Annotated in this window: 15 protein-coding genes and 1 pseudogene; 12 read left to right on the forward strand and 4 right to left on the reverse strand. The window is 67.1% G+C overall.

Features of this window, described 5'->3' with window-relative positions:
• Positions 1–14: 14 nt before the first annotated feature.
• Positions 15–632 carry a cysteine dioxygenase gene (locus tag D3869_RS29260; RefSeq protein WP_137143175.1) on the reverse strand — a complete coding sequence of 206 codons (618 nt, stop codon included), beginning with the start codon at positions 630–632 and terminating at the stop codon, positions 15–17.
• Positions 633–685: 53 nt separating this feature from the next.
• The gene (locus D3869_RS29265) at positions 686–907 is read right to left on the reverse strand and encodes a hypothetical protein (RefSeq protein ID WP_137143176.1); all 222 of its coding nucleotides are present in this window, start codon (positions 905–907) and stop codon (positions 686–688) included.
• Between the two features lie 225 nt (positions 908–1,132).
• Between D3869_RS29265 and D3869_RS29270 the strand changes: the two genes are divergently transcribed.
• Together D3869_RS29270 and D3869_RS29275 are read left to right on the forward strand one after the other, a co-directional pair.
• Positions 1,133–1,654: a ketopantoate reductase family protein gene (locus D3869_RS29270; protein ID WP_247896117.1), complete on the forward strand. Its 522-nt coding sequence runs from the start codon at positions 1,133–1,135 to the stop codon at positions 1,652–1,654.
• Positions 1,537–2,160: pseudogene (locus D3869_RS29275) on the forward strand (tripartite tricarboxylate transporter permease); the annotation flags it as partial. The gene D3869_RS29270 and the pseudogene D3869_RS29275, both read left to right, overlap by 118 nt.
• A 346-nt stretch (positions 2,161–2,506) precedes the next feature.
• On the opposite strand, the gene D3869_RS33320 reads toward D3869_RS29275, so the two are convergent.
• Complete coding sequence (locus tag D3869_RS33320) at positions 2,507–2,683, reverse strand: hypothetical protein (protein WP_175426661.1); 177 nt, start codon at positions 2,681–2,683, stop codon at positions 2,507–2,509.
• Positions 2,684–3,260: 577 nt separating this feature from the next.
• Here D3869_RS33320 and D3869_RS29280 point away from each other — a divergent pair.
• The 7 genes from D3869_RS29280 to D3869_RS33325 are packed head-to-tail and all read left to right on the forward strand — an operon-like array spanning position 3,261 to position 12,574.
• Positions 3,261–4,727 (forward strand): alpha/beta hydrolase, encoded by a 1,467-nt coding sequence (locus tag D3869_RS29280; RefSeq protein WP_137143178.1) that lies wholly within the window; start codon positions 3,261–3,263, stop codon positions 4,725–4,727.
• 23 nt (positions 4,728–4,750) lie between these two features.
• Positions 4,751–6,034, forward strand: a complete 1,284-nt coding sequence (locus tag D3869_RS29285) for a patatin-like phospholipase family protein (RefSeq protein WP_137143179.1) — start codon at positions 4,751–4,753, stop codon at positions 6,032–6,034.
• A 24-nt stretch (positions 6,035–6,058) separates the two neighbouring features.
• On the forward strand, positions 6,059–7,534 hold the full coding sequence (locus D3869_RS29290; RefSeq protein WP_137143180.1) for a GntP family permease: 1,476 nt from the start codon (positions 6,059–6,061) through the stop codon (positions 7,532–7,534).
• Positions 7,535–7,583: 49 nt separating this feature from the next.
• Positions 7,584–8,684: an efflux RND transporter periplasmic adaptor subunit gene (locus D3869_RS29295; RefSeq protein ID WP_247896096.1), complete on the forward strand. Its 1,101-nt coding sequence runs from the start codon at positions 7,584–7,586 to the stop codon at positions 8,682–8,684.
• Complete coding sequence (locus tag D3869_RS29300) at positions 8,681–11,776, forward strand: efflux RND transporter permease subunit (protein WP_137143182.1); 3,096 nt, start codon at positions 8,681–8,683, stop codon at positions 11,774–11,776. Before D3869_RS29295 ends, D3869_RS29300 begins: the two co-directional genes overlap by 4 nt.
• Positions 11,777–11,790: 14 nt before the next feature.
• On the forward strand, positions 11,791–12,363 hold the full coding sequence (locus tag D3869_RS29305) for a hypothetical protein (RefSeq protein WP_247896097.1): 573 nt from the start codon (positions 11,791–11,793) through the stop codon (positions 12,361–12,363).
• Positions 12,364–12,412: 49 nt separating this feature from the next.
• Positions 12,413–12,574 (forward strand): hypothetical protein, encoded by a 162-nt coding sequence (locus D3869_RS33325; protein ID WP_175426663.1) that lies wholly within the window; start codon positions 12,413–12,415, stop codon positions 12,572–12,574.
• Positions 12,575–12,738: 164 nt separating this feature from the next.
• Here the strand turns inward: D3869_RS33325 and D3869_RS29310 are convergent, their stop codons facing one another.
• Entirely contained in the window at positions 12,739–13,677 is a 939-nt protein-coding gene (locus D3869_RS29310) for a LysR substrate-binding domain-containing protein (RefSeq protein ID WP_137143184.1), read from the reverse strand.
• A 240-nt stretch (positions 13,678–13,917) separates the two neighbouring features.
• On the opposite strand from D3869_RS29310, the gene D3869_RS29315 reads away from it, so the two are divergent.
• Genes D3869_RS29315 through D3869_RS29325 form a run of 3 tightly spaced genes read left to right on the forward strand, consistent with a single transcriptional unit; the run spans position 13,918 to position 16,551 of the window.
• Positions 13,918–14,667 (forward strand): SDR family NAD(P)-dependent oxidoreductase, encoded by a 750-nt coding sequence (locus tag D3869_RS29315; protein ID WP_014198868.1) that lies wholly within the window; start codon positions 13,918–13,920, stop codon positions 14,665–14,667.
• Positions 14,668–14,692: 25 nt separating this feature from the next.
• Complete coding sequence (locus tag D3869_RS29320; RefSeq protein ID WP_094303912.1) at positions 14,693–15,538, forward strand: transketolase; 846 nt, start codon at positions 14,693–14,695, stop codon at positions 15,536–15,538.
• Positions 15,535–16,551, forward strand: coding sequence for a transketolase family protein (locus D3869_RS29325; RefSeq protein WP_137143185.1), 1,017 nt, complete (start codon positions 15,535–15,537; stop codon positions 16,549–16,551). The genes D3869_RS29320 and D3869_RS29325 overlap by 4 nt, the downstream gene beginning before the upstream one ends.
• Positions 16,552–16,564: the final 13 nt, after the last annotated feature.

Raw genomic sequence — 16,564 nt, forward strand, 5'->3', positions numbered from 1 at the left:
CTTTCCGGTACCTATTATGCGGCTTGCGGAACGGATTTCGAGCGGTCCCACAGGTTGGGCAGGGCGCTGTTGGCGTAACCGGAGATGAAGGGCTTGCGCTCGCCGGTCAGCGGATCGAAGACCGACCGCCGGATGCCGCCGATGTTGCCGCCATAGACGTGGATGCTGATCGACGGGCGGTCGGTCAGCGCGTTGGAAATGGCGTGGACGTCGCCGATGCGCGGCGACACCGCCTCCACCGATCCGACCGGCAGAAGGTCGGCGGCGGTGGCGAGCGGCGGGCCGTCCCGCAACTCGTAGCGTTGGGAATGCTCCGCCCCGCGCAGCACGCCGACAAGGCCCCAGACGGTGTGGTCGTGGATCGGCGTGCGCTGCCCCGGTCCCCAGACGAAGCTGACGACCGAGAAGCGCTCGTGGGGATCGCAATGCAGCAGATATTGCCGGTAATGGACCGGATCGGGCTGCGCGTATGCGTCGGGCAGCCAGTCGTCCACGGCGACCAGCCCGGCCAGCAGACGGCGCCCCGCGTCGAGAATGGCGGCCTCGTCATCGTCCAGCCGCTCCACCAGACGGGTGAAGGCGACGATGAAGCCGCGCAGTCGGGACAGGTTGGGAAGGGTGGGATCGGTCATGGTGGGCGTCCGTCGGGAAATTGGGGGCGGCCGAGGCCGGGCGTGACGGCGGATCAGGCCAACGCGGCCACGAGCACCGGAAGGACGGCCAGGACAACGCCGGCCCCCATGGCCAGCCGATGGCTGAGCGAGGGCAGTTCCGCGTGCGTCCGGTGGGGCGTGACCGTCTGGTCCGGCGTATCGTCCGAAGGATCCGGCGGCAGTGGCAAGGGCAAGGCGCAGGACGGGCTGAGCGACGCGATCAGCATCCATTGGAAGTCATCCGAGGCCTTCATGCCGAGTCTCCTTGCGTAAAGGGGCGAGGAAGGGGGGAGCGTCGCCGGATGGTCGCCGCACCAACAACGAAAAATCATTGTGTTATTATTTTTCTTATTTCATATAGGAAAATAGGATTTAAGCTTGGCGTCAAGCGTGCGTTTTGCCCCGAGCGCGGTTTTCCGCTGGTTCGGCGACGTGAACGGGGCGACGCGATCGCGGGAGGGCGGAGCAGGAAGACGGAAATGAGCGACACGCGACGCGTTTTGATCGCAGGAGCGGGAGCGGTCGGTGGGTACATCGGCGCCCATCTGGCGCGTGCCGGGCACGCGGTGACGCTGATCGATCCCTGGTGGGAGAATGTGGCGGCGATCCGCGCCCGGGGCCTATCGATCACCGCCATCACGGCGGAGGAAGCCTTCACCCAGCCGGTCCGCGCTTTGGGTGTGGGCGACGCGCAGAGCTTGGTGCGGGAGGCGCCCTTCGATTACGCATTCGTCGCGATGAAATCCTACGACACGCGCTGGGCGGCGGAATTGGTGTTGCCCTATCTGGGGCCGGATGGCGTCATCGCTTCGGCCCAGAACGGGATCAACGACCCGACGATCGCCGCGGTCGCCGGTCCGGAGCGGACGGTGGGCATCGTCTCGGGCGCGGCGCCATCGAGGGGGTGGCGGGGCCGGAATCGGCCAACAACGCGGCGGCGCAGACCTCCTTCATTCCGCTGCTCACCCTCGGGCTGCCGTCGAACGCGGTCATGGCGCTGATGATCGGCGCGCTGATGCTGCACGGCATCACCCCCGGTCCCCGCATCATGCAGGCCGAGCCGGGCCTGTTCTGGGGCGTGGTCGCCAGCATGTGGATCGGCAACGCCATGCTGATCGTGCTGAACCTGCCACTTGTCGGCCTGTGGGTGCGGCTGCTGCGCGTGCCGTACCGCCTCCTCTACCCGACCATCGTGCTGGTCAGCTGCATCGGCGTCTACGGCGTGTCGAACAGTGCCTTCGACCTCGTGACCACGGCCGTCTTCGGGCTGCTCGGTTGGGTCTTGCAGGCCCTGCGCTTCGAGCCGGCGCCGCTGCTCCTGGGATTCGTGCTGGGGCCGATGATGGAGGAGAATCTGCGGCGCGCGATGATCCTGTCGCGCGGCGATCCGACCATCTTCCTGCGCGAGCCGAGCAGCCTCGCGCTGCTGATCCTGACCGGCCTGCTGCTGGCCGCCATCATCCTTCCCACCATCCGCCGGAGCCGCGAACGCGTGTTCGCGGAATGACCAGCGGGCGGTGCGGGCGGTGCGGGCGGTGCGCCACAACATGATCGGGATCACCACGTCCATTGACGACGCCAGCTCCTCGACCGACCGGCCGCGATGGTAGAGGTCCGGCCGTGTCCGCTTGTAGTCCTGAAGGTAGGCGTAGGCGACGCCGGGAGCGGTCAAAATGAAGTGCGGCCATTTGCCGAACTTGCGCGCCACCTCGTCGTCGAAGACGATAAAGCCCACCTTGTCGGGCTGTTCGGCCAGGGCGTAGTTCGGGCGGTCCAGTTCGTCGGCGAAGCGCTCGCCGCGTTTGTTGACCAGGATCGCCCCCTCGCGGAACAGCGAGGGCTCCGGACTGAGATTAGGTGGTCACGAAGGACAGGATGAAGGGGCGCAGGCTCCAGGTCGGCAGCCTTTCCAGAGCCAGGCGCATGGCGCCGGTCAGCAGCCGGTGCGGCGGCAGCCGCAGGAGGGCGCTGGGCTTGGCCGGCGGCATGAAGCGCAGGTTCGGGCCATAGACCACCTCCCCGAATTTCACCTCGGCGCCGAGTTCCTCGCCGAACCGGTGTCCGTCGCCGCGCCGCCGCGCCGTCCCTCGTCAGCCGGGAACCGGAACTCTTCCTGCCCGATCCGATGCCGCGCCGCCTCAACAGCTTCCAAGGTGAGCACCGCGGCCCTGTCGCGCACAGGCCTCATTATTCATACATTAAACATCATCAATCAGGCAGAATCTCAGTCCTTATTAAGCAATTTTTGCCGAAATCGCCGCCATAAATTGAGTGTAGCGCCATAACTTATAATGAATGACCGGATTAGTCATTATGGAAGTCTTTCATCGGCAATGCCATTTGCATAGTATGGTTATGTCTGGTCGCTTTGCGGCCTGATTATTACGTCAACATTCCTATACGACCGCTTGCAATGACCGAGACTCCTGGCGGTGTACGGGAACCTCTCAAGACAGCCATCGCCATGGGCGTGTTCGGCTTCGCCTCGGTTCGCATGGTTCAGGGCGCGTTCGAACCGGTTGCCCCAATTTGCGGTGGTTAAGCGAACTCTCTGAAATCGAAAGTCATATCTTCATGAGACTGTGGGCGCGCAAAATCGCAAGGAGAATGATCACGCTGCTCACCGTGAGCGCTGTCGTTCTTCTTCTTGTGCGCGCCTATGACTCGCAACGTGGCCTGCCACTGGAAATTTGGCACACCTTCGTGCCACAGGAACTGCACAGGAAAGATCTGGAGAGCAGCGGCTGGGCAGAGTACATGAAGACAGAGGCCGCCATCTTCGACAGTGTGCGGACGGAAGTCACCCAGAAACTGCCTCCGGGTGAGCGCATCCCGGTCAACCGGTATTTCGATGGAAGCCCGATCTATCCTGGTCAGTTTTCCCAGGACTGGAACCGTTCCTATGTGCTTGAGCCCGACGGTCCGGTCAAAGGAGCGGTGCTGTTCCTTCACGGTTTGACCGACTCACCTTACAGCCTTCGTCACATCGCCCGTCTTTATCAAGCGTACGGCTTCGTCGCCATCGCCATCCGATTGCCCGGACACGGCACGGTTCCCGCGGGTCTGACGGACATCGAGTGGGAAGATTGGTCGGCCGCCACCCGGTTGGCGGCGCGCGAGGCGCAGCGGCGCATCGCTCCGGACCAGCCGTTTCATGTCGTCGGGTTTTCGAACGGCGGCGCGCTTGCGATGATGTATGCGCTCGACGCCCTCGACGATGCCCGGCTGAAGCGCCCCGACCGCATCGTTCTGATCTCGCCCATGATCGGGATCACCGCATTCGCGCGCTTCGCCGGGCTGGCCGGCTTGCCCGCGATCTTCCCCCCGTTCGCGAAAGCCGCCTGGCTCGGCGTGGTGCCGGAATTCAACCCGTTCAAGTACAACTCTTTTCCGGTCAACGGCGCACGGCAGTCACATCTGCTGACCTCGGCTCTTCAAAGCAGAATCGCACGCCGCGCGAGCGGTGAACTGGACGGGCTGGCCCCGATCCTCACCTTCCAATCGGTGATGGATTTCACCGTCAGCACGCGGGCGATCCTGTCCGGACTGTACGCCCACCTGCCCGCCAACGGCAGCGAACTCGTGCTGTTCGACGTGAACCGCAACACCAAATTCGGCCCGCTTCTCAGTTCGGCGTCCGACACCATGCTGGCGCGCATCCTGCCCGACCCGCCCCGCCGGTTCAGGACCACGATCATCACCAACGCCGATCCGGAGCGCACCGACGTGGTCGCGCGAACCATGGAGTCCGGCACGGAGACGGAGCGGGTGCAGGAATTGGGGTTGGTTTATCCCTTCGACGTCTATTCGCTGTCGCATGTCGCCCTGCCGTTCCCGACGACCGATTCCCTCTACGGTCTGCACCCCGACCCCAACGAGGATTTCGGCATCCATCTGGGCGCGGTGGCCGCGCGGGGGGAGCGTGGAGCGCTGATCGTCAGCATGGATGCCCTGCTCCGCATGTCGTCCAACCCCTTCTTCCCCTACCTGCTTGGGCGGATCGAGGAAACCCTGGCGGGGGAGGAGTCCGGGAACAAGTCGAGCCACCTGTCGCCCAGCGACCGGTCGCCCTAGACGCACGGGAAGGCGGTGAAGACATGCCCACCAAGAGGGTTGCGATCGCTTGCCAGGGGGGAGGAACGCACGCGGCGTTCACCTGGGGCGTCCTGAGGACCATCCTGATGACGAAGCAGAGTTGGGACGAGAAACCGCAGGACGGCGACACCTTCGACATCGTCGCGATCAGCGGCACGTCGGCGGGCGCGCTGTGCGCGCTGGCGGCATGGTACGGCCTCGCCCCGAACACCGCCGACACGGCGTGCGGCACCATCGGCAAGGCGATCGAGCGCCTGGACTTCCTGTGGACGACCTTCGCCGCGACCACCCCGGTCGAGACCGCCCACAATCATCTGGTCGCCGCCTTGCTGGAATGGAAATCCCAGGGATTGCCGCTGCCGGCGGCCAACCCCTATTCCAGCGCCGGCGAGTTCGGAATGGCCGGCCTCACCATGATGGGAGCGCGCCGGCAGTATCTTGGATTCACCGAGTTGCTGAAGGACCTGTGTCCGGATTTCGGGGCGATCGATTGGCCGCGGGTGGCCGAAGCCGACATCCGGATTCTCGCCGGCGCCATCGAAGTGCTCAGCGGCAATTTCGAGGTCTTCGATTCCAACAAGACCCTCGAACAGATGGGTCTGCGGCCGGACGGCCGGGAGATCAACCAGTACGACATCACCCGCTGGCGCATGCGCCGGGCGATCTCGCTGGAGGGCGTGGCGGCGTCGGGGACGCTTCCGGAGGTCCTGCCCGCGCAGGTCATCCCCGGCATGGTGTTCCCGACCTGCGTGCCGGGCCGGACCGTCACCCGCAACGGGTACTATTGGGATGGCCTGTACTCGCGCAATCCGCCGGTGCGCGACCTTCTCGACGCAAGGGTGAAGGACGACAAGCCGGACGAGGTCTGGATCGTGCGCATCAACCCCCAGGAATTCCATCCCGCCTCGCCGAACATCGGTCTCGAGGACATCCGGGACCGGGAGAACGATCTGGCCGGCAACCTGTCGCTCAACCAGGAACTGGACGCCATCATGACGATCAACCAATGGATCGAGCGGTACGGAAACGGGCGTCCGCCGCTGGACAACCACAAGATCGTCGCGGTCCGGACCATCAAGATGACCCGCGACACCGCCTGGGGGCTCAAGCACACCTCGAAGTTCAACCGCTGCCCGGACTACTTCGCGACGCTTCGCGAGGAGGGGCGAACCGTCACCGAACGGTGGCTGGCGGACTGGCGGAGGCTCGGCAAGGACTTTCCCCGCTATCCCTACGACGCGCGCTACCCCGAGCCGGCCCAACCTCCATCGCATGGAGCGTCCTGAGAAGGTCCCCACGGAGCCACCGCCATGATCGATCTCGTCTCCGTCCTCGCCGCGCTCGCGCTGCTCATCGTCCTGGCCTACCGAGGCGTGACCCTGCTGATCGCGGCTCCGGCGGCCGCGCTGCTCGCGGCTCTGCTGACCGGCGGCCTGCCGATCCTCGGCGCCTACACCCAGATCTTCATGACCAACACCGGCTCCTTCATCGTCTCCTTCTTTCCCCTGTTCATGCTCGGGGCGATCTTCGGCAAGCTGATGGACGACACCGGGTCGGCGCGGTCCCTTGCCCGGCTGGTCAGCGCCCGGCTGGGGCCGGAGCGCGCGGTCCTATCGGTGGTGCTGTGCTGCGCCGTCCTGACCTATGGCGGCGTGTCGGCCTTCGTCGTCGCCTTCGCGATCCACCCGGTGGCCGCCGCGCTGTTCCGCGACGCCGACATCCCGAAACGGCTGATACCGGGCACCCTGGCGCTGGGCGCCTTCACCTTCACCATGTCGGCCCTGCCCGGAACGCCGGCGATCCAGAACGCGATCCCGATGCCCTTTCTGGGCACCACGGCCTTCGCCGCGCCGGGCCTCGGGATCGTCAGCGGCCTCGTGATGTTCGTTCTGGGTGTCCTGTGGCTGGAGCGCCGTGCCGCCGCCGCAAGGGCCTCCGGCGAGGGGTACGGCGACCATGTCGACGGCGCTCCGGTGCTGGACCGCGCGACGCGCGAACGCGCGCAGTGCGAGGGATTCGACATCGCCGAACTCTCCGCCGAACCCACCCCGCGAAAGCGCACCGACGCGGAAACCCTGCCTTCCGCGGCGCTGGCGGTGCTGCCCGTCGTCGTGGTCATCGCCAGCAATTTCCTGTTCATCCAGGTCATCGCGCCCCGGATGGACACCGCCTTCCTCGCCGACCCACGGTTCGGAGCCACGACCATCGAGGCCGTGCGTGGTGTCTGGGCGGTCATCGTGGCGCTGTTCCTCGCCATCCTTCTGCTCATCGCCGGCAACTGGAAGCGCCTGGATGATCTGCGCACGACCCTGGACAAGGGTGCCGACGCTTCGGTCCTGCCGATCTTCAGCACGGCGAGCCTTGTCGGATTCGGCGCGGTGGTCGCCGCCCTGCCGGTCTTCGAGGCGATCAGCCAAGCCATCCTGGCCATCGGCGGGGGCAACCCCCTGGTGTCGGTCGCGGCGTCCGTGACGGTTCTTTCCGCGATCACCGGCTCGGCGTCCGGCGGCATGAGCATCGCCCTCGACACGCTTGGCCCGACCTTCGTGGACATGGCGCAGGCGTCCGGCTTCTCGCTCGACGTGATGCATCGGGTGACGGCGGTCGCTTCGGGGGCGCTCGACGCGCTGCCGCACAACGGCGCCGTCATCACGCTGCTCACCGTCTGCAGGCTCAATCACCGTGACTCCTACGGCGACGTCTTCGTCGTCGCCACCGCCATTCCAATGCTCGCGCTGGTCGTCCTGATCGTTCTGGCCAGCCTGTTCAAACGCCTCGGACTCTAGGGCGAGCTTCGCATCGGGATCGCCGGACGCCGCAAAAATGGGGGCCCCCGTGAACCACAATCGAACCGAACGCGCACGCCGCCGATGGGCGCTGCTCGCCATGGCGCCGTCGATCCTGCTCGCGGCATGCGGTTCCGACGAGGAACCGGCCGCCGAGCCGATCCGCCCCGTGCGGGTGGTGACGGTCGCAAAGCACGAGGGCAGCGAGACCCTGTCGTTGTCCGGCCAGATCCAGGCGCAGGACGAGGTCAGCCTCTCGTTCCGCATCGACGGGCGGATGATCGAACGCTTGGTGAATGTCGGCGATCCGGTCGAAGCGGGACAGGTGATCGCGCGTCTGGACCCCGAACCCGCCCGCAACGCCCTGAGAACGGCGCAAGCGAACCTGAGCGCCGCCATGGGGCAGCAGACGCTGGCGCGCAACGATTACGAACGGCAGGAAACCCTTCTGGGCCAGGGCTGGACCACCCGCGCGCGCTACGACGCGGCGGCGCAGGCCCTGAAGGCCGCCGCGGCGCAGGTCGATGCGGCGCAGGCGCAGTTCGACACCGCGCAGGACCGTCTGGGCTACACGGAGTTGCTGGCCGACGGCCCCGGCATGGTCATCGCCCGCGGCGCCGAACCGGGCGAGGTGGTGGCGGCGGGCCGCATGATCGTGCATCTCGCCCGCCGGGACGGGCGCGACGCCGTTTTCGACGTGCCGGCATCGGTGATCCGCACCGCGCCCGCCAACCCCGTCGTCACGGTCGCGCTGACCTCCGACCCCGCCGTTCAGGCCACGGGCCGTGTGCGCGAGGTGGCGCCGCAGGCCGACCCGGTGACCCGCACCTTCACGGTCCGGGTCGGCCTTCAGGACCCGCCCGACACGATGCGCCTCGGCTCGACGGTCAACGGGTCGATCCAGGTCGGCGGCGTGGGCGGTTTCGAGATCCCCGCAACGGCCCTGACGCAGGCGAACCGGCAGCCGGCGGTCTGGGTCGTCGATCAGGCGACGGGCACCGTCGCGTTGCGGAACATCGACCTCGAACGCTACGACCTCGCCCGGGTCATCGTCGCGCGCGGCCTCGAAGCCGACGAGGTCGTGGTCACCGCGGGGGTGCAGGCGTTGCGGCCGGGACAGAAGGTCCGCATGCTCGGGGCCGGACCATGAGCGGCTTCAATCTTTCCGCCTGGGCGATCCGGAACCGGTCCCTGGTCCTCTTCCTGATGATCGGAGTCGTCCTGGCCGGAACCATGGCGTTCCTGAAGCTCGGCCGGGCGGAGGATCCGGCCTTCACCATCCGCACCATGGTGGTGCAGGCCCAGTGGCCGGGCGCCACCCTGGACGAAACGCTCAAGCAGGTGACCGAGCGGATCGAACGGACGCTGCAGGAGGTGCCGAACCTCGACACGCTGCGCAGCTACACGGTTCCCGGAACGACCGTGATCTTCGTCGATCTGGTCGGCAGCACCCAGGGCCGCGCGGTGAGCGACACCTGGTACGAGGTGCGCAAGAGGGTCGGCGACATGCGGCACACCCTTCCGCAGGGCGTCGTCGGCCCCGGCTTCAACGACGACTTCGGCGACACCTTCGGCATCATCTACGGCTTCACCGCCGACGGATTCACGCACCGCGAACTGCGCGACGCCGTCGAAGACGTCCGTTCGCGCCTGCTGCTCGTCCCGGACGTCTCGAAGATCGAGCTTCTGGGCGAGCAGGACGAACGCGTCCACGTGGATTTCTCGCTGGAGACGCTGGCGGGACTGGGGGTCGAACCCGGCGCCCTGATCGCCGCGCTGCAGGCGCAGAACGCGGTGCGCCCGGCCGGCGTGCTGCGCACCGGCAAGGAGGCTCTGTCCCTGCAGGTCTCGGGCGCCTTCGCGTCGGAGCAGGACATCCTCGACGTCAATTTCGTGGCCGGCGGGCGCATGCTGCGCCTGCGCGATCTGGCCGAGGTACGCCGCGATCTGGCCGATCCGCCCCAGCCGCTGTTCCGGGTGAACGGCGAACCGGCCATCGGGCTCGCCATCGCGATGCGTCCGGGCGGCGACATCCTTGCCCTCGGCCGGAACGTCTCGGCGGCGATGGCGCGCATCGGCGCCGGCCTGCCGGTGGGGATCGAGGCGCATCTGGTGGCCGATCAGGCGCGCACGGTGGACGAGGCGATCTCCGACTTCATCACGTCGCTGTGGCAGGCCGTCGTCATCGTGCTGATCGTCAGCTTCGTCGCGCTCGGTCTGCGCGCCGGCGCCATCGTCGCGATCACCATTCCCTTGACGCTGGCCATCGTCTTCGCCGCGATGGATCTCCTCGGCATCGACCTCCAGCGCATCTCGCTGGGCGCGCTGATCATCGCGCTCGCCCTGCTGGTGGACGACGCCATGACCACCATCGACGCGATGACCCGGCGGCTCGCGGCCGGCGACCGAATGGAGATCGCCGCCGTGTATCCCTACAAGGCCCTGGCCCTTGCGATGCTGTCCGGCACGCTGGTGACCATCGCCGGTTTCGTGCCCATTGGATTCGCGCAGAGTTCCGCCGGTGAATACACCTTCTCCATCTTCGCCGTTGTGGGCATCGCCCTGATCGCGTCGTGGCTCGTCGCGACCGTCTTCGCACCCGTCCTGGGCATGCTGCTGCTGCGGCCGCCGAAGCCGGGGCAAGGCGGGGAACCCGGAGTCGTGCTGCGGCTGTACCGTCGTGTCCTGGGCGCGGCGATCCGGTTCCGGGGAGTGACCATCGCGACGACGCTCGGCCTGTTCGTCGCCGCGATCCTGGCGCTGGGTCTCGTTCCACGGCAGTTCTTTCCGCCGTCGGACCGGGTCGAGCTTCTGGTCGATCTTCGCCTGCCGCAAAACGCCTCGATCCACGCCACGCGCGAGGCGGTCGAGCGGTTCGACGCGCTGCTGGCCAAGGAGCCGGGTGTTGCGCGCTGGAGCAGCTATGCCGGACGCGGCGCGATCCGCTTCTACCTGCCGCTGAACGTCCAGCTCGCCAACCCCTTCATCGGCCAGACGGTGGTGGTGACCACGGACATCGCGGCGCGCGAACGGCTGCAATCCCGCCTGGAGACCCTGCTGGCCGAGGAGTTCCCGGACGCCGTCGCGCGCGTGTACCCGCTGGAACTCGGGCCGCCCGTGGGGTGGCCGCTGCAGTACCGCGTCGTCGGGCCGGACCCGAGCGAGGTGCGTGAAATCGCGCTGAAACTCGCGCAGATCGTCGCGACCTTTCCCGAGACGCGACGGATCAACTTCGACTGGATGGAAACCGCCCGCAAATTGCGGGTGCGGATCGACCAGGACGAAGCGCGGCGCCTAGGCTTGAGTTCGTCCGCCGTCGCCACCATGCTGAACGCCGCCATCTCGGGAAGCGCCGTCACGCCGATCCGCGACGGGATCTATCTGATCGACGTTCTGGCACGGGACGCCCGCGGGCAGACCCTGTCGGTGGAAACGCTGCGCAGCCTGCCGGTGTCCCTGCCGAACGGGCGGAGCGTTCCGCTGAACCAGCTGGCGTCCTTCGGCTACGCCCAGGATCTTCCGCTCGTCTGGCGGCGCGGGCGGCAGCCGACCCTGACGCTGCAGGCGGACGTGGCGCCCGGCACCCTGCCGGAGTCCGCCATCGACGCCCTGGCGCCCCGCATCGCCGACCTGTCGGCCACCCTGCCGCCGGAGTACCGCATCGAGGTCGGTGGAATCGCGGAGGAAAGCGCCAAAAGCCGCGCGTCGGTCTTCGCCGTCATCCCGTTGATGCTGCTCCTGGTGCTGACCGTGCTGATGGTCCAGCTTCGCAGCTTTCAGCGTCTGGCGATGGTGCTGAGCGTGGTGCCGCTCGGCCTGATCGGCGTCGTGCTGGCGTTGCTGGCGTCCGGGCAGCCGCTCGGCTTCGTCGCCATATTGGGGGTCCTCGCGCTCGTCGGCATGATCGCGAAGAATGCGGTGATCCTGATCGAGCAGATCGAGGCGGAGCGGGCCGCCGGACGCGGCATCACGGACGCCGTGGTCGACGCCTGCGCCTCCCGGTTCCGCCCGATCATTCTGACCGCCGCCTCCACCGTGCTCGGGCTCATCCCCATTGCCTTTACCGTGTTCTGGGGTGCGATGGCCTTCGCGATCATGGGCGGCCTCCTCGTCGCGTCGCTGCTGACGCTCGTTTTCCTACCGACGCTCTACGTGGCGTGGTTCGGCAGCCGAGAGACGGTGCGCAGGCCGGTTCCGGTTCCGCTGTCGGCGATCCGGCCGTCCAGGGATGGTCGGTCTTGAACGCGAGGACGACGATGCAGGCGGAAGAGAAGAGCGATGCTATCTACATAAGGCTCAGCCACCTTTCGCAACTGTTCGACAACCTTGATCCGTCGCCGTTCCGTGAAGGCCGCCTGACCGCGGGTGCCGAGGAGTATCTCCTCAAACGCGTGGAGGCGCAGCCCAGGAATCAACCGGTTCGCATCGTCATCCATCTTCCGGTCAAGGAAATGATGCGGTCTCCGCCAGTCGATGTTGCCGCCGCGTTGACCGGACACTTCGCCGCCTGTGCTGCTGGCGAGGCGAAAAGGATGCGCGAGGCGATCCGGACGTGGCGCCAAGCGGCCTTGATCGGCTTCGTGATGCTGTCGATCTGCCTTTTCCTTGCTTGGCAGATTTCCAACAACCTGCCGCCCCGCCCGATGACCCGTATTTTGCAGGAAAGTTTTGTTATTCTTGGCTGGGTCTCGGTTTGGAAGCCCATCGAGACCTTTCTTTACGAGCTGCTGCCGCCGGGAAAGCGCCGCCGCCAGCACCTGCTGCTTCGCCTTTCGTCTGCCGAAGTCGTTGTAAGCTGCTCTCCGTTTCCCGGGCAGAATTGCGGCTGACGTGCGCTTGGTTCCGGTTCACATCATGCCGCGACACTGATCCGGTCCGATGCACCCTGGAGCCGCCCTCTTCAGGCCGTCATCACCCGCATACCCGCACAGCTCCCGGCCGTCGAAACCTTCGCCGCTGGAGCGCGGCGAGCCGTGGCTGGGCTCGGCCTTCGTGGTCAACGACACCCACGTGTCGGGCTACCAGCCGCGCCGGGTGTAGCGGCTCTCGTATGCCCGCCACCGGTCCCGCCTCTTTTGCACCAACGTCGTCCCTAAAGCGAACTTCCGTTCGCTTTAGACTCACATCGCCTCACTTGCCGGCGGGCTTCGGCCGCATGTGCGGCCGGGACCGCCGTCGCGGTCCAAAGCGGATTGCAATCCGCTTTAGGCGTTTTTGTTCAGCGACGACAGAAACTCCTCCTCCCACTGCCGCCCCGCCTCCAGCTCGCTGAACAGCCATTCGCGGAACAGCCGGATCTTCGGAAGGTTGGCGGTCGATTTCAGCGTGACGAAGCCATGCCCCTGCGCCCGCAGGCCGCGGGTCGGGAAGGGGATGATGAGCCGGCCCGACAGCAGCTCCTGCCGGGCGAGCAGCAGGCTGTCCAGGCACACGCCCATGCCATTCGCCGCCGCGTTGATCGCCATGAAGGAGCGGTCGAAACGCAGGCCGCGCTCCATGTCCAGCTCGACGCCGCGGTGCCGGTTCGCCCAGTCGCGCCAGCCGACGAGGTTGATTTCCGAATGGATCAGGATGTGGCGGCTGATGTCCGACGGCTTGCGGATCGGGTTCAGCCCGTTCGCCAGCGCCGGGGAGCACATCGGCGCGATGACGTCGTCGGGAAACATCTCCAGCACGCAGCCGGCCGGCGGCGGTCCGGGGTTGTAGCGGATGTCCACGTCGACCGCCCCCGTCGTCAGGTCGATGGGCGAGACCGACGCACGCAGGCGGATGTCGATGGCGGGATGGATCTCCTTCACCCGCCCCAGCCGCGGCATCAGCCATTGCGCGGCGAAGCTGGGCATCGAGCGCACGGTCAGGATCGTCGTGCCGCTGCCCGTCGTCGTGACGTTGCGGGTCGCCGTGTCGATCCGGGCGAAGGCGGCGATGATCTCCGCGGCGTAGGCCCGGCCGTCGTCGGTCAGCGCGACCGACCGGTGCACCCGGTGGAACAGCCGGATGCCGAGCTGCTCCTCCAGAATCTTCACCTGATGGCTGATCGCCGAAGGCGTCAGGCCGAGATCCTGCGCCGCCGTTGCGAAGGAACCGAGCCGTGCCGCGGCCTCAAAGGCTTGCAAAGCCTTGATGGAAATCCGTTTCCGCATCGCACCATATCGATGAATTCAATTCAGCATTCGGCAATCTTATTCGTTTGTCGAATTCATCTCAAGACCATAGGATTGTCCCAACGATCGGAGGGCCGAACCATCTGCCCTCCGCACCGAAAAATCATCAAAACCGAGCGAAAACGACGCTCCGCCGCGGCATTTCCAGGGCCGCCACGCCTACGGCCGTCACATCCACGGCCGCCATGGCGGAGCCAGCTTCGAACAAAGGGAGCGAGCATGTTGCTGTCCAACAAGGTGTGCGTGATCACCGGAGCGGCGTCCCAGCGCGGCATCGGCCGGGCCACGGCGCGGCTGTTCGCGCTGCACGGCGGGCGGGCGATCATCCTGGACCTCGACGGCGGCCAGGCCGCCGAAGCCGCCGCCGAGCTGGGCGAGGCGCACCGCGGCATCGCCTGCGACGTGACCGACAAGGCCGCCTGCGTCAACGCCGCCGCCCGCGTGGTCGAGGAGTTCGGCCGCATCGACGTGCTGGTCAACAACGCCGGCATCACCCAGCCGCTGAAGTTCATGGACATCGAGCCGAAGAACTACGAGGCGGTGACCGACGTCAGCCTGCGTGGCACGCTCTACATGAGCCAGGCGGTCGTCCCGCACATGCGCGCCCAGAAGTCCGGCTCCATCGTCTGCATCTCCTCGGTGTCGGCGCAGCGCGGCGGCGGCATCTTCGGCGGCCCGCACTACAGCGCCGCCAAGGCCGGCGTCCTCGGCCTCGCCAAGGCGATGGCGCGGGAACTGGGTCCGGACAACGTCCGCGTCAACTCCGTCACCCCCGGCCTGATCCAGACCGACATCACCGGCGGCAAGCTGACGCCCGAGCTGCGCGCGGACATCCTCAAGGGCATCCCGCTGAACCGCCTGGGCGATGCCGAGGACGTGGCGCGCTCCTGCCTCTTCCTGGCGTCGGAACTGTCGTCCTACGTCACGGGCGCCACGCTCGACGTCAACGGCGGCATGCTCATCCACTGATCCCGAAACGCTGGAGACGACTCCCGTGGACACCACCCAACTGGGCCACAACGTTCCCCTGACCGAACGCGCCTACCGCATCCGCCGCAACGCCGTGCTGATGGGCGAGGTGCAGGGCCAGGGCTACATCGGGCAGGCCCTCGACATCGCCGACGTGCTGGCCGTGTCCTACTTCCACGCCATGCGCTACCGGCCGGAGGACCCGCATTGGGAAGGCCGCGACCGCTTCCTGCTGTCCAACGGCCATTACGCCATCGCGCTCTACGCCGCCCTGATCGAGGCCGGCATCGTCCCGGCCGAGGAGCTGGAGACCTACGGCAGCGACGACAGCCGCCTGCCCATGTCGGGCATGGCCGCCTACACGCCGGGCATGGAGATGTCGGGCGGCTCGCTCGGCCTCGGCCTCAGCATCGCGGTCGGCATCGCTCTCGGCCTGAAGCGCAAGGCGTCGGACAACCGCGTCTACACGCTCTTCTCCGACGGCGAGCTGGACGAGGGCTCGGTCTGGGAGGCCATCATGTCGGCGGCCCATTACAAGCTCGACAACCTGATCGGCATCGTCGACGTCAACAACCAGCAGGCCGACGGCCCCTCCACCCAGGTGATGGCCTTCGAGCCGCTGGTTGACAAGCTGGAGGCCTTCGGCTGGTTCGTCCAGCGGGTGGACGGCAACGACATGGACGCCGTGGTCGCCGCCTTCGACGCCGCCCGCGACCATCCGGAGCCCAAGCCCCGCATGATCGTCTGCGACACCAAGATGGGCAAGGGCGTGCCCTTCCTCGAAGCCCGCGAAAAGAATCACTTCATCCGCGTGGACGCGCACGAGTGGACGCTCGCCCTCGACGCGCTGGACGCCGGGAGGACCGCATGAGCACCGCCGCCACCACCGCTGCTGCCGCCGCCAAGCCGCGCCTGAAGACCTCCGCCATGATCGCCTCGATCGCGGCGGAAGGGCAGCGCACCAAGCCCGCCCCCTTCGGCCACGCGCTGGTCGAGCTGGCGAAGGCCCGTCCGGAGATCGTCGGTCTCACCGCCGATCTGGCGAAATACACCGACCTGCACATCTTCGCCCAGGCCAACCCGGACCGCTTCTATCAGATGGGCATGGCCGAGCAGCTTCTGATGGGCGCCGCGTCCGGTCTGGCGCACGAGGGCTTCATGCCCTTCGTCACCACCTACGCGGTCTTCGCCTCGCGCCGGGCCTACGACTTCGTGCACCAGACGATCGCGGAGGAGAACCGCAACGTCAAGATCGCCTGCGCCCTGCCGGGCCTGACCTCGGGCTACGGCCCCAGCCATCAGGCGGCGGAGGATCTGGCCCTGATGCGCGCCATGCCGAACATGGTGGTGATCGACCCCTGCGACGCCCTTGAGATCGAGCAGGCGGTGCCCGCCATGGCCGCCCATCAGGGGCCGGTCTACATGCGCCTGCTGCGCGGCAACGTCCCGCTGGTGCTCGACGAGTACGACTACACGTTCGAACTCGGCAAGGCGAAGCGGCTGCGCGACGGCGCCGACGTGCTGGTCATCTCCTCCGGCATCATGACGATGCGGGCGCTGGAGGTGGCGAAGGCCCTGGAAGCCGACAAGGTCGGCGTCGCCGTGCTGCACGTCCCGACCATCAAGCCGCTCGACACCGAGACCATCCTGGCCGAGGCCGGGCGCAGCGGTCGCCTGGTCGTCGTTGCCGAGAACCACACGGTCATCGGCGGCCTGGGCGAGGCGGTGGCCGGCACGCTGCTGCGCGCCGGGGTCGTCCCCAGCGCCTTCCGCCAGATCGGCCTGCCCGACGAATTCCTGAAGGCCGGCGCCCTGCCGACCCTGCACGACCTCTACGGCATTTCCACCGACGCCATGGTAACCAGCATCAAGGGGTGGCTGTAAGCCGCCCCCCACA

The sequence above is a fragment of the Azospirillum brasilense genome, from assembly GCF_005222205.1.
GTDB lineage: Bacteria > Pseudomonadota > Alphaproteobacteria > Azospirillales > Azospirillaceae > Azospirillum > Azospirillum brasilense_G.